We start from the raw sequence: 12,699 nt of genomic DNA, 5'->3' as shown, positions 1-12,699 counted from the left end.
CGAGCCGTCAGCCGCAGAGGGCTCCCTTCTGCCACCTCTTCGCGCCGTACAGGTCCGGCCGCGCAGGCGCCATCAGCGTGTACGCGGTCGGGCAGGCACGGTCGGTGTACTCGACGGCGAAGACGAAGCTCGACCCGTCGCTGACCTCCTGCTTCTTCCAGTCCATGTTGATGAGGTTGTAGACACCGGACGACCCGGGCCCGCCGTGCAGCGGGATCTTCCCGCCGTCCCGCACCACGTACTGGTTCTCCCCCAACGGCTGGTGGATCTTCGGCCCGAGCCGCGCGACGACCTCGTCGAACGCCTTCTCGGTACCCCCGGCCGCGAACCACTGGTCGAAGAGGAGCGCTCCCACGCTGCCGACCTCGTTGCGGCGGTCCCACTTCCGCAGCACCTCGCACTCCGGCCGGACGCACGGCATCGAGTCGAGGTGCTTCTCGGCGGCGGTGTTCCTGTTCTCCAGCACCAGCTTCCGCATGACGCCGGCGTCGAACCGACCCAGGTGACGTGGAATCTCCTGCAGCCCGAACTCGGTGCGCAGGTTCGCGATGTTCTCGTCGCCGAACACGCGCGGGAACCCCTTCAACGGCTTGTCCGCGCGCACGAAGGCGTGCGAGGAGTTGGAGTTCGTGGCGTAGGTGTCGCTCGCGATCCACGGCATCCGGTCCACCGGCAGCCGTCCGGCCCGGCAGGCGGAGCGCGTGCCGTCGACGATCGCGACACCCGTGCGGTCGAGGAACCCCTGGTCCACCACGCAGTCGGTGCGCACGTCCGGCACGACCTGGATGCCGGCGTAGAGGGTCTGGCCGCGCCGGTCGGCCGCGATGATGTTGGTGCGCACGGTGCCGCCGAACCGGTCGAGCCCCGCCTTGAGGTCGTCGGTCGTGCGCGCCTCCAGGAACGTCGCGGCCGCGTTCAGCGTCGTCAGCCGGTCCGCGGCGAGGTCGGTGACGGCGTAGGCCTCGGTGTCGGTCCACGGCAGCGGCGTCATCTCGTCGCCGGTGAGGTGCGGGTTGGTGCGGATCTTCCGCGTGACCGGGCCGTAGCGGGTGTCCCAGTGGGTGCCGCGGTCGATCATCCGCTCCGGCTTCCCGTCGACCAGGTAGGTGTGCCGGTCGACGAGCCGCAGCCTGGTGAGCGTGTAGCTCGACGCCGTCGACACCGTGGCCGACCAGGCGACACCGCGGTTGTACCCGTTGAACACGACCGGCATGCCGAGCACGGTGACGCCGTCGACGTCGACCTTGCCGGGAATCGTCAGCCTGGCGTGCCAGAACGACACCATGCCGCGCCACGGCACGTGCGGGTTGCCCAGCAGCACGCCACGACCTCCGCTGGTACCCCCAGCACCAACGGCGATCGTGTTGCTGCCCCGCTCCTTCACCTCCTTGGGCGGCGACGGCCAGATGCCCTCGTACGCCCGGAAGATGCCTTCGTTGAACGCCACGTGGTTGAAGCGGTAGAGCTCGGCTTCGGTGATCGGCCGCGCCCCGCAGCGCGGGTTCCTCGCCACGTAACGGTTGTAGCCCTGCACGTACCCGGTGACCAGGTCGCGGGCCTGCCGGGTCGGGCCGACGGGCGGGGGCTGGGCGACTATCGCCTCAACCACCTCCCGGCGTTCGAGGTCCCGGAACTGGGGATCGGCGGCGAACTCGGTGAACAGCTTCGCGAGGTCGCACAGGTGCGCTTTCGCCTGCCCGTACCCGATGCCGTCCCCCAGGCCGCGGTGGTGCGCTGCGACGACGTGCGGCACCTGCTCGGGTCCGGCCGCGGACGCCACGGGCGCCGAGGTGACCAGGAGCAGGCTCGCGATGACGGTTTTCCACACGACTGTGTTTTTAGCACAGTCGTGTGACTACGTGCCACCGACTAGTCGAGCGGGTGGGTCACGCTCTTCATCACGTACTTCTCGTAGTTCAGGGCGTCGAACGACTCCCAGTCGACGACGTCGTCCTCGGAGTAGAAGAACCGCTCCGCCAGCACGTACCCGCCGGGGAAGTCTGGCGTGGTCAGCGAGTAGCCGCCCGCGACGAGACCGACCGCGACCGTGCTCAGGTCCGGCGGCACCCGCAGCTCCCGGACGCCCTCGAACCTCAGGAGGACCTCCGTGGGTTCGACCGGGTCCGCGGGCGACTGGAAGCAGATCGCGCCGTTCTCCTCGTCGTGCCAGAGCACGGAGAAGCTCCTCGGCAGCCACAGCGGGAACGGATCTCGGTACCCTCCCCAGAAACCGCGGCCGCCGGCCCAGTCCAGCACCAGATCGACGAGTTCCCCGACGTGCGCGCGCACGTCGTCCTCGCCCGGAAAGCTCTTGAGCGCCTCCACCTCCAGCCGTTGCCCGATCACCCGGACCATCTCGCGCACCTCGTCGTCGTCGTAGGCGTTGAAGGCGAGCCAGTCCGGGCCTCGCACGAGGAGCTTCGCGGCGAGGGCCTGGCTCGGGACGAGCCGTGCGAGGACTTCCTTCACCCAGCCGACCATCCCGACGGAGGCGTTCCAGCTGAACGTCCACGCGGGGTCTTCGCCCGGCCGGTTGAGGAACACGCAGGAGGACACGGGCCCGCAGCCTAGTGGCTGTTGACCTCCAGTTAAGTGGAGTTCGTAGCGTCAGCCGCATGTTCGCGATTCGGCAGTACGAGTTCGGCCCGGCGGAGAACCTGCGCTTCGAGGAGGTTCCCGATCCGGAGCCCGCGGCGGGCCAGGTCCGCGTCACCGTGGCCGCCGCCGGCGTCCACCTCGTCGACACCACCATCCGCAAGGGCGCCTTCGGCCCCGTCGAGTTCCCGATGACACCGGGCCGCGAGGTCGCCGGGGTCGTGACGGCCCTCGGCGCGGACGTCACCCCGGACTGGCTCGGCCGCCGGGTCGTCGCGCACCTCGGCACCGCCAACGGCGGCTACGCCGAACTCGCGGTGGCGAACGTCGGCGCGCTGCACGCGCTGCCCGACTCCGTGTCGTTCGAGGCGGCGGTCGCGATGATCGGCACCGGCCGCACGGTCGTCGGCGTGCTCGACGCCGCGAAGCTCACCGAGGACGACGTCGTGCTCGTCCTGTCGGCGGCGGGCGGCATGGGGACGTTGTTCGTGCAGGAGGCGCGCAACGTCGGCGCGCGGGTCATCGGGCTCGCGAGCGGCGACAAGCTCGACCTGGTGATGGACAACGGCGCCGACGCCGCCATCGACTACACCCGGCCCGGCTGGTCGGACGGGCTCAAGGACATGACGGTCGTGCTGGACGGCGTCGGCGGCGACGCCGGGGCGCAGGCGTTGAAGACCCTCGGGCCAGGTGGCCGGCAGATCATCTACGGCTGGGCGTCCGGGTCGTCGACGCCGATCAGCACCGAGGCGTTGTTCGCCAACAGTCTCACCGCGACTGTCGCGTTGGGACCGAACCTGATGCGGAGAGGGTTGCGCGCGCTGGAGGACGAATCGATGGCGGGGCTGGCGAGCGGACGGTTCGTGCCCTCCGTCCACCCGCCGTTCGCGCTGGAGGACGCGGCCCGGGCGCACGAGGCGCTGGAGTCGCGGGCCACGGCGGGGAAGGTGGTGCTCAGGCCGTGAGACCCGGGCGCGCCGCCTGCCACTCGGTGGCCACGCGGACCAGCTCGGCGATCAACTCCCGCCGGTCGGCCGGTGCCTCGCCCGCCACGTCCTCGCGGAGCGCGCGCAGCAGCTCGCGCACCTCGTCCTCGCTGAAGTCCTTGAACGACAACCAGTCCGGGCCTCGCAGCGGGAGCGCGGCGAGCGTGGCGGCCAGGTCCTCGCCGACGTGGCGCGCGAGCGCGTCGCGCACCCAGCCGACCTCGGCGACGGTCGCCTCCCACATCTCGAAGCCGCGCTCGCCGGGTCGTTCGAAGCGGACCGTCGCGGACACCAGCGTGCCGGCGAGCCAGCGGTCCGTGATCGCGACCAGGTCGTCGACCATCTCGCCCATGGCGACGTGGTGCGGGTCCGGTGGCGGGTAGGCGGCCCGGACGGCGGCCGGGAGGTCCTCGCGGATGGCGCGGACGACCTCAGCGCCCTGCTCCGGGGTGTAGTAGGTCAGGGCGAGCCAGGCGTAGCCGCCGTCGAGCAGCTCGCGCAGAGCGGTCGAGACCTCGTCGTCGCGCAGCTGGTCCACGAGCAGGTCTAGGACGCGGAAGAACACGTACCGCGGCACGTCCCACATCTCGCCCTCGTACCCGTGGGGGCCGTCTTCCCGATCAACGACGAAAGTTCCGGACATGGGAAAGACGATAACGGGGCCGTCCTGAAAGGACCGTTCGTTTTCAGGCTTCCCCGGCCTCGATCGCGAAGCCGCGCCACCGGTTCGCCATCTCGACGAGCTCGTCGGCGACCCGCACCGTGTAGTCGCGGACCTCACCCTCGGGTTCGGCCAGCGCCGCCGGGCGGATCCTCGTGCGGATGACCTCCACGATCTGCTCGGAGACCTCCGGACCGAAGCTGCGCCCGAAGTCCTCCACGAAGATCAGCCCGCCGGAGAACTCCCTGAGCTCGGCGACGGCCCCGGGGTGCGTGACGTGATCGGCGATCACGTCGAGCGCCCAGCGCACGGTGCCGCTGGACTGGTTCCAGCAGTGGTCGCCGATGAACAGGTGAGATGACATGGGAAGAAGATAATTGGGGCCGCCCCGGAGGACGGCCCCAATTATCCGTGCTCACGCCTGGACCGGCACCTCGACGAACTTCTTGCCCTCGAAGTTCTCGACCACCACGGACTTCACGTCCGCGGGGGCGACGAGTGCTGATCCGTCCAGGTTCGTGCCCTCGGTGGCGCCCCTCTTGGACACCACCCAGGAACCCGCCTCCTGGCGGCTGCCGTCCTTCGCCACGACGAAGATCCGGCACTTCTCGCCCTCGGGGATGCCGTTGATCGACATGTTCGTCCGCACCCAGCCGGCGGCGGGGACGACCTTGACGGCCATCGACGCCTTGGTGTCGGGGTCGGTGAACGTGGCGAGCCTGGTACCGCTCGGATCGGGTGCGACCGTCGGAGTGGGAGAGGCGACGTTCGCATCGGGCGACGTGGCCTTGCCGACGAAGACTCCCGCTCCGAGCACCACCGCGGCCACCACGGCCGCCGCGGCACCGAGCGCGAACTGACGGCGTTTCGCGACGCCGCCCCGTTCGGTGCGCACCTGGCGGAGCGTGCGCTGCAACAACAGGTCACCGCCCTCGGGCGGGCCGTCCATCATGATCTCCGGAGGCACCTCGCCGAGGAACGCCTCCATGTCGCGGAGCTCTTCGAGTTCACGCTTGCATTCGGGGCAGGACGCCAGGTGCTCGTCCATGTCGCGCACCTCCTGCTCGTCGAGTGCTCCGAGAACGTAAGCACCGAGCAGCTGCGGGTCGTGCTGCGTGGTCATCCAGCCACCCCCTTCAGTGCGACCTTCTGACCTCCGAAGGTCTCCCTCAAGGCTCGCAACGCGTAATACGATCTCGACTTCACTGTGCCAGGTGGCACCCCGAGCGCCTCCGCCGCCTCCGTCACGCTCCGGCCTCGGAAGTAGATCTCCATCAGCACGTCGCGGTGGTCGGACGAGAGCCTGTCGAGCGCTTCGAGCACCACCACCGAGTCAACCACCTGGTCAGCGTGGTCGCGCTCGATGGGGGGCGTCGCCGGGGACTCGGCCACCTCCTGCGGGCGTGCCGCCTTCGCACGCACACGGTCCGTGACGATGTTCCTCGCCACGGTCAGCAACCAACCGCGCACCGATCCCTTGCCGTTCACGAGGGCGTCGGGATGGCGCCACGCTCGGACCAGGGTCTCCTGGACCACGTCCTCGGCAGCCGCCCGATCACCGGTCAACCGCGTCGCGTAGGCCAGCAGAGCCCGACCGTGCTCCTCGTAGAGCGATCGGATCAGCGCCTCGTCGGCCGCGGTCTCCCGTTTGCGGGAGAACAAAGCCGCCATCCACCCACTCCTCCCCGCCCGCGAACACCTCGTGCGGGCGTCCTGTTCAAGACCTCAGCCGTCACACGAGCGGCAGAGGGCTTCGGTTCAACGGGTTTCAACCAAAAAGAGACGCCGGATGTTAGCGGGACCGGTTGAGGTACCCGACCAGTTCCGCCATGCGCGCCTCCGGCATCGCGTTGATGGCCATCCCGTGGTCGGTCGCCGGATCACGCAACTCCTCCTGGAAGGAGTCGATCGCGAACGGCCGGCCCGCGGGGATGTCGTAGCCCACGGTGATGTGCAGCCGCGGAATGGGGAACGTCTTGGCGGGGCAGTTGCCGCTCGGCAACGGGAACACGACGTGCGTGCGGTGCGAGGCGCTGTCCCTGTTGTTGCCGTCCCAGCAGCTGCCGAAGTCGTAGGTGCGCAGGGTGGTCGCGCTTCCGCACAGCGGGTACTTCGTCGTGTACCGGCCCGGCTGGTCCGAGCAGCCCCAGCGGGCGCGCGTGTTCGGGCCGTAGTCGTTGGTGAACGCGGCCGGGTCGCCGGTGATCAGGCGCAGGAACCTCGGCATCGGCAGCACGTCGCTCGTGGCGCTGCCGTCGTAGCGGATCTCGACGCTCCTCGGGGCGAGCACCTCGCCGGTGTTGCCGTGCAGGCCGCCGCCGTCCGCGTGCGCGTCGTGGCCCGCGCCGTCGGTCAGGCGCAGCACCGGCCAGTAATAGGTCGAGAGGTCGTCGTTCTCGCACGTCGTGGTCGACGCCGCGAGGGACGCGTCGGTCGACATCGCGTCGGCCGACCTGTTGCCGACGTACTCGTGCGTGTGGTGCGCGCCGAACGGGATGCCGGGCGAGACCACCGGGTTGTCCGCGTTGAGGTGGCGTTCCTCGTTGGCGCCGCACTTGATCACGACGCTCGCGGTCTTCGGTTCGGTGATCACCTGGTCGAGCTCGCTGACGTACTGCTCGGCCGCGGGCTCGCCGTTGGACGTGCCGCGCAGCAGGACGACCGAACCCACGACCACGAGGACGGCCACCACCGCGACCGCGACGGTCGCCGGTTTGTTCCGGGCCACGGTCACAGCCTGCCAATCGATCCGGGCAAACCAAAGTGCCGCGTCTCAACACGCCGGCTCATCGCTTCTCCACCAGTTTCACGGAGGAACCGCGCAGGTGTTCCTCTGCCGCACACCCTGCCGCACCGGGGTCGCCCGCGCGCAGCACGGCGGCCAGGCCGGCGTGCTCCGGGACGACCAGCTCCTGGTAGGTGGGGTCGTCGGCGACCCGCGCGAGCAGGAAGAGGTGGACCTGGCAGCGGATCGCCCGCCACGCCTCCTGGAGCCTGCGGTGGCCGGTCGCGGCGTAGACGGCGTCGTGGAACTCCATGTCCAGCGCGACCCGTTCGGTGTCCGTCCGGGCATGTTCCATTGCCCTCACGACCTCGTCGATCGGGCCGAAACCGGACCCCTTCGCGGCGGCGGTGCGCATCGCGAGGACGTCCAGCGCGGTGCGCAGGGTGTACAGCTCGTCGACGTCGTCCGGGGTCAGTTCGCGCACCCAGGTGCCGCGGTGCCACTCTGAGACGACGAGCCCCTCGCTCTCGAGCACGACCAGGCCTTCGCGCACCGACCCGCGGCTGACCCCGAGCACGCTCGCGAGCTCGACCTCCTTCAACGCGGTGCCGGCGGCCAGCTCGCCGGCCAGGATCGCGTCCCGGATGCGGTCGGCGGCCTCTCCCGCGACCCCGCGACGGGCCACGGGTCTCACTGCGGGAGGGGGCATGTCCGAATGTTGACATTGCTCCAAATGAGCGTCAAGCCGGTCGGCTAACCGTGCCCTGAACAACTCTCCGTGGTGGGCGGGCGTCCGCGGATGACCCGTCCGGCGGAAGCCCACCCACCTCAGTTCGCGGTGACCAGCGGCTCGCGGTCGTGGTTGACGACGCTGACCCCGGCGACGTCCTCCGCCCGCACGATCGCGGACCCGGCCAACGTGACTTCACCTTCGTGCGCCCTCCACGAGCCCGCGGTGAAGGTCCGTCCGTCCTTCGTGTGCACGACGAGCCAGCAGGCTTCCCCGTCCTGCATCCCGTCGACCGTGGCGACGAGCCTCAGGCCACCCTCGGTGTCGGTGACCTGCACGGCCATGTGCGCACCTGTCGCCGAGGTCCCCTGCAGGACCTCGCCGGCGGTGCCGCCCACCCCCATGCCCTGGCCGAGCCAGACGCCCCCGGCGAGGACGCCCGCGACCATCAGGGTCGACGACAGGGCCGTGATGCGTCCACGGCGACGCACGGCCTGCTGTCTCTCTTCGCGGACCGTGCCGAGCGTGCGCTGCAGCAGGTGGTCCATGTTCGGTGGAGGCCCGTCGAGCGCGGCCTCCGGTGGCAGTTCTTCCATCAGCATGTCGTTCTCGTTCAACTCGTTGGTGCCCAGGACGTTCGGTGCCATGCGCTGGCGGACGCGGCTATGGACACGGTTACGCGGAACGATGCACTCAAATTTCTCCTTCTCCAGTCCCGCGGGCAGCGGTGACCAACACCTTCAGAACGAGCCGTCGAGGAAGTTGGTTCAACGCAGATACAACTGCGTTGCGCAGCCCACACCGGATGGTTGACCGGGGGTTCTACCTGCTCCTACGCTCTCATATATGATGTATGACCGAGCGGGAGCGCTGCCGGCGTCCCGGACGGACTTTGTTCTGGAATCGATCAAAGAAGCGATTCTTTATGGAAAGCTGAAGCCGGGTCAGGCTCTCGTCGAAACCGATCTCGCCGCTTCGCTGAACGTCTCGAAGACGCCCGTGCGCGAGGCCCTCAAGACGCTCGCCGGGTCGGGGCTCGTCGTGATGAGCCCGTACAAGGGGGCGACGGTCCGCACGGTGGACGCCGCGATGGCCGCCTCCGTGTACGACGTGCGGTTGCTGGTGGAGCCCGAGGCGTTGCGCCGCTCGGTGCTGAGGGGCGCGGACTTCTCCGAGGCCAGGTCAGCGTTGCGCGACACCGAGGACCTGACCTCGCGCAACCTCGCCAACCGGCGTTTCCACCGCGCGTTGCTCGTGGGCTGCGGCAACCCGTTGATGATCCAGATCCTGGACGGGCTGCACGACCAGGCCGCGCTCGTCACCGCAGCCGGCTGGGGGCTGCACCCGACGTGGGAGGCCGAGGACGCCGAGCACCGGGCGATCCTCGTGACCGCCGAGGAGGGCCACGCCGAGGCCGCGGCCGACCTGCTGCGCCGCCACCTGCAGACCTTCGCCGACCGTCTCGCCGAGGAGCTCCCCGATGTCGTTCGATGACCTGTCCGGGAACCTGGCGTCCGTGGTCGCGATCACCGTCACGCCGTTCGACGCGGGCGGAGAGGTGGACGAGAAGAGCTGCGCGGCGGTGCTGGACCGGGTGGTCGGGGGCGGCGTCTCGGTGGTGACGCCGAACGGCAACACGAGCGAGTTCTACACGCTGTCCGCGGCCGAGACGGAACTCGCCGTGCGGATCGCGGTGGACGCCGTGGGCGACCGCGCCGCCGTGGTCGCCGGGGTCGGGCACGACGTGGCGACCGCGGTGGCCGGGGCGCGGTTCGCCGACCGGGCGGGGGCGCGCGGGATCATGATCCACCAGCCGGTGCACCCGTACGTGTCGCTGGACGGGTGGGTCGACTACCACCGCGCTGTCGCGTCCGCGGTGCCCGAACTGAGCGTGGTGCTGTACGTGCGGAACCCGCGGATCGGCGGGGCGCAGATCGCGGCGCTGGCCGACGCGTGCCCGAACGTCGTCGGGGTGAAGTACGCGGTGCCGGACCCGGTCCGGTTCGCGTCGGTGGCGCGCGACGCCGGACTGGACCGGCTGACGTGGGTCGCGGGGCTCGCCGAGCTGTCCGCGCCGGGGTACTTCGCGGTCGGGGCCACCGGGTTCACGTCGGGGCTCGCGAACGTGGCGCCGGAGCTGTCGGTGCAGCTGCTGCGCTGCCTGCAGGCCGGTGAGTTCGGTGCGGCGATGGAGTTCTGGGAGTTCGTCCGCGGCTTCGAGGAGCTGCGCGCGTCGCACGAGTCCGCGAACAACGTGTCCGTGGTGAAGGAAGCGCTGGCACAGCTGGGGTTGTGCCGCCGGGACGTCCGCCCGCCCGCCTCGGTGCTGCCGGAGGCCGATCGGTCGGCCGTCGGGGTGCTGCTGAACTCGTGGAGCCTGCTGTGAAGTTGCGCAGCGCCGAATGGTTCGAGGGTGAGGGATTGCGGGCGTTCTCGCACAACGCGCGCATGCGGCAGCTCGGGGTGAACGCGTCCGAGCACCTCGGCAAGCCGGTCATCGCGATCCTGAACACCTGGAGCGGGATCAACCCCTGCCACATGCACCTGCGCGAACGGGCGCGGCAGGTCGAGCGCGGGGTGTGGCAGGCGGGCGGATTCCCCTTGGAATTCCCCGTGTCCACGCTGTCGGAGACGTACCAGAAGCCGACTCCGATGCTGTACCGGAACATGCTGTCGATGGAGACCGAGGAGGTCCTGCGGTCCTACCCCGTCGACGGGTGCGTGCTGATGGGCGGCTGCGACAAGACCACCCCGGCGTTGCTGATGGGCGCCGCTTCCGCCGGTCTGCCCACCGTGTTCGTGCCGGCCGGGCCGATGCTGCGCGGGCACTGGCGGGGCGAGCAGCTGGCCTCCGGCACGGACATGTGGCGGTTCTGGGACGAGAAACGGGCGGGCACGCTCTCGTCGTCGGCCTGGGCGGAGATCCAGTCGGGGCTGGCCCGCTCCCCCGGCACCTGCATGACGATGGGCACCGCTTCGACGATGACGGCGGCCGCGGAGGCGCTGGGGCTGACGTTGCCCGGCGCGTCGTCGATCCCGGCGGTGGACTCGGCGCACCACCGGATGGCGGCGGCGTCCGGCGCGCGCGTGGTCGAGATGGTGCGCGAGGGACTGACCATCGGCGACGTGCTGTCGGCCGAGGCGTACGAGGACGCGATCCGGACCGTGCTGGCGCTGGGCGGGTCCACGAACTCGTACATCCACCTGATCGCGATGGCCGGGCGGTCGCAGATCCCCTTGGCGTTGGCCGACTTCGACCGGTTGTCGCGGGAGGTGCCGGTGCTGGCGTCGGTGCAGCCCGCCGGGACGCACCTGATGGAGGACTTCCACTACGCGGGCGGGCTGCGCGGGTTGTTGTCGCGGTTGCGGGAGTCGTTGCACCTCGAGCGGATCACGGTGACGGGGCGGACGTTCGGCGAGGACCTCGACGGTGCCGAGGTGCACGACTCGTCGGTCATCCGTGCGCTGGACGACCCGATCTCCGCCGAGGGCGGTCTGGCTGTGCTGCGCGGCAACCTGGCTCCGGACGGTGCGGTGATCAAGTACGTGGCGGCTGATCCCGCGCTGTGGAGGCACACCGGGCCCGCCGTGGTCTTCCACGGGTACGAGGACCTGCGGGCACGGATCGACTCACCGTCGCTGGACGTCGCGAAGGACTCGGTGATCGTGCTGGCCGGTGGCGGGCCGAAGGGCGGGCCCGGTATGCCCGAGTACGGGATGCTGCCCATCCCGGACAGGCTGCTGCGCGAGGGCGTCCGGGACATGGTGCGCGTGTCGGACGCGCGGATGAGCGGAACCTCTTACGGCGCCTGCGTTCTGCACGTCGCACCGGAGGCGCACGTCGGCGGGCCGCTGGCGCTGGTGCGGGACGGCGACCTCGTGACGCTGGACGTCGAGGCGCGGGTGTTGCGCGTGGAGATCTCCGACGAGGAGATGGCGCGTCGCCGGGACGCGTGGACACCGCCGCCGCCGAAGTTCGAACGCGGCTACGGCGCTCTGTACTACGAGCACATCACGCAGGCCGACGAGGGCTGCGACTTCGAGTTCCTGTCACGGCCGGGGCACAACCCCGAACCGAACGCGCACTAGCTACTTCGACTCGACGCGGCCGTTCGCGATTTCCGTTGTGTCCCAGTCGTTCGTGCCGTGCAGCTGGGTGCGCAGGTACGCGGTGGTGAGCCGCAGCACGTCCGCGACCCGTTGCGGGTCCTCGTCCGTGGTCTCGGCGACGTCGTACCCGCTGACGCCGCCGAACCCGTGCTCGGCACCGAACAGCGTGAGCAACACCTTCGGTCCGGGCGCGAGGTGGTACGGGTCGGCGTGCCAGTCCGGGCCCATCGTGGTGAGGTGCGCGGACGCGTCGGCGTCCCCGGCGACGACCAGCGCGGGCGCGGTCATCTCGCTGAAGTCCGTGCTCTGCATGAAGGAGTAGTTCTCCTTCACCACGTCCGTGACGGCGTCACCGCGCCCGGTCGAGCCGAGCAGCACGCCCGCCTTGATCCGGTCGTCCCTGAGGCTGGTGCCCTCGGTGCGCATGCCGAGCAGCAGGCTCGCGGTGTGGCCGCCCATCGAGTGGCCGGCGACGGCGATCTTGCTGGTGTCGAGGCGGTTCCGCAGCTGCGGCACGGCCTTCTCGACCTCGTCGAGGCGGTCGATGATCTGCGACATGTCCTGGGCCCTCTCCCGCCAGAACAGCGGCGCGCCGGGCGTGGTGGCGGGCAGGGCCAGGCTGCGGCTGCTCAGGTGCGTCGGCTGGAGCACCACGAAACCCTGCTCGGCCCAGTGGTTCGCGAGCGGCGCGTAGCCGTTGAGCGAGGACAGGTGGTTCGAGTAGCCCTGTCCGTGCGAGAGCAGCAGGATCGGCAGGTCGGTGCCCTCGGTCGGCGCGGACACCTTCAGCTGCAGGTCGACGGGCCTGCCGGGGATCTCGAGCACGACGGGGCTCACCGTGAAGACGGTCATGGGGGTTCCTCTCGGGTACGCTCTCCGACTGAAGCGGAGC

General features: G+C 70.1%; 14 protein-coding genes. 4 read left to right on the top strand and 10 right to left on the bottom strand.

Going from position 1 to position 12,699, the window contains the following annotated elements:
* Positions 1 to 7: 7 nt before the first annotated feature.
* Together QSK25_RS34660 and QSK25_RS34655 are read right to left on the bottom strand one after the other, a co-directional pair.
* On the bottom strand, positions 8 to 1,828 hold the full coding sequence (locus QSK25_RS34660) for a penicillin acylase family protein (RefSeq protein ID WP_285644614.1): 1,821 nt from the start codon (positions 1,826 to 1,828) through the stop codon (positions 8 to 10).
* Positions 1,829 to 1,869: 41 nt separating this feature from the next.
* Positions 1,870 to 2,556, bottom strand: a complete 687-nt coding sequence (locus tag QSK25_RS34655) for a hypothetical protein (RefSeq protein ID WP_285644612.1) — start codon at positions 2,554 to 2,556, stop codon at positions 1,870 to 1,872.
* A gap of 59 nt (positions 2,557 to 2,615) precedes the next feature.
* Between QSK25_RS34655 and QSK25_RS34650 the strand changes: the two genes are divergently transcribed.
* The gene (locus tag QSK25_RS34650) at positions 2,616 to 3,560 is read left to right on the top strand and encodes a zinc-binding dehydrogenase (RefSeq protein ID WP_285644611.1); all 945 of its coding nucleotides are present in this window, start codon (positions 2,616 to 2,618) and stop codon (positions 3,558 to 3,560) included.
* Here QSK25_RS34650 and QSK25_RS34645 read toward each other — a convergent pair.
* The 7 genes from QSK25_RS34645 to QSK25_RS34615 form a co-directional block, all read right to left on the bottom strand.
* Positions 3,550 to 4,224, bottom strand: a complete 675-nt coding sequence (locus tag QSK25_RS34645) for a hypothetical protein (protein ID WP_285644610.1) — start codon at positions 4,222 to 4,224, stop codon at positions 3,550 to 3,552. The genes QSK25_RS34650 and QSK25_RS34645 overlap by 11 nt on opposite strands.
* Positions 4,225 to 4,267: 43 nt before the next feature.
* Positions 4,268 to 4,606, bottom strand: a complete 339-nt coding sequence (locus QSK25_RS34640) for a hypothetical protein (RefSeq protein WP_285644604.1) — start codon at positions 4,604 to 4,606, stop codon at positions 4,268 to 4,270.
* A 51-nt stretch (positions 4,607 to 4,657) separates the two neighbouring features.
* Positions 4,658 to 5,365, bottom strand: coding sequence for an anti-sigma factor family protein (locus QSK25_RS34635; protein ID WP_285644603.1), 708 nt, complete (start codon positions 5,363 to 5,365; stop codon positions 4,658 to 4,660).
* On the bottom strand, positions 5,362 to 5,913 hold the full coding sequence (locus tag QSK25_RS34630; RefSeq protein ID WP_089953784.1) for a sigma-70 family RNA polymerase sigma factor: 552 nt from the start codon (positions 5,911 to 5,913) through the stop codon (positions 5,362 to 5,364). The genes QSK25_RS34635 and QSK25_RS34630 overlap by 4 nt, the downstream gene beginning before the upstream one ends.
* A gap of 121 nt (positions 5,914 to 6,034) precedes the next feature.
* Complete coding sequence (locus QSK25_RS34625) at positions 6,035 to 6,970, bottom strand: DUF1996 domain-containing protein (RefSeq protein ID WP_285644596.1); 936 nt, start codon at positions 6,968 to 6,970, stop codon at positions 6,035 to 6,037.
* Between the two features lie 58 nt (positions 6,971 to 7,028).
* The gene (locus QSK25_RS34620) at positions 7,029 to 7,676 is read right to left on the bottom strand and encodes a GntR family transcriptional regulator (RefSeq protein WP_285644594.1); all 648 of its coding nucleotides are present in this window, start codon (positions 7,674 to 7,676) and stop codon (positions 7,029 to 7,031) included.
* Positions 7,677 to 7,795: 119 nt separating this feature from the next.
* Positions 7,796 to 8,344 carry an anti-sigma factor gene (locus tag QSK25_RS34615; RefSeq protein WP_285644593.1) on the bottom strand — a complete coding sequence of 183 codons (549 nt, stop codon included), beginning with the start codon at positions 8,342 to 8,344 and terminating at the stop codon, positions 7,796 to 7,798.
* Between the two features lie 199 nt (positions 8,345 to 8,543).
* On the opposite strand from QSK25_RS34615, the gene QSK25_RS34610 reads away from it, so the two are divergent.
* From QSK25_RS34610 to araD, 3 genes are read left to right on the top strand one after another with little or no spacing between them, the layout of a single operon-like run.
* Complete coding sequence (locus tag QSK25_RS34610) at positions 8,544 to 9,191, top strand: GntR family transcriptional regulator (RefSeq protein ID WP_285644591.1); 648 nt, start codon at positions 8,544 to 8,546, stop codon at positions 9,189 to 9,191.
* Positions 9,178 to 10,083: a dihydrodipicolinate synthase family protein gene (locus QSK25_RS34605; protein ID WP_285644590.1), complete on the top strand. Its 906-nt coding sequence runs from the start codon at positions 9,178 to 9,180 to the stop codon at positions 10,081 to 10,083. Before QSK25_RS34610 ends, QSK25_RS34605 begins: the two co-directional genes overlap by 14 nt.
* Positions 10,080 to 11,786, top strand: coding sequence for an L-arabinonate dehydratase (gene araD, locus QSK25_RS34600; RefSeq protein ID WP_502881920.1), 1,707 nt, complete (start codon positions 10,080 to 10,082; stop codon positions 11,784 to 11,786). Before QSK25_RS34605 ends, araD begins: the two co-directional genes overlap by 4 nt.
* On the opposite strand, the gene QSK25_RS34595 is transcribed toward araD, so the two are convergent.
* On the bottom strand, positions 11,787 to 12,659 hold the full coding sequence (locus QSK25_RS34595; protein ID WP_285644588.1) for an alpha/beta hydrolase family protein: 873 nt from the start codon (positions 12,657 to 12,659) through the stop codon (positions 11,787 to 11,789). It abuts the gene before it with no gap.
* Between the last annotated feature and the right edge of the window lie 40 nt (positions 12,660 to 12,699).

This window comes from Lentzea sp. NBRC 102530 (assembly GCF_030269365.1).
GTDB lineage: Bacteria > Actinomycetota > Actinomycetes > Mycobacteriales > Pseudonocardiaceae > Lentzea.
The sequence above is the reverse complement of the archived record's forward strand: the minus strand, read 5'-3'. Positions and strand labels throughout refer to the sequence as shown.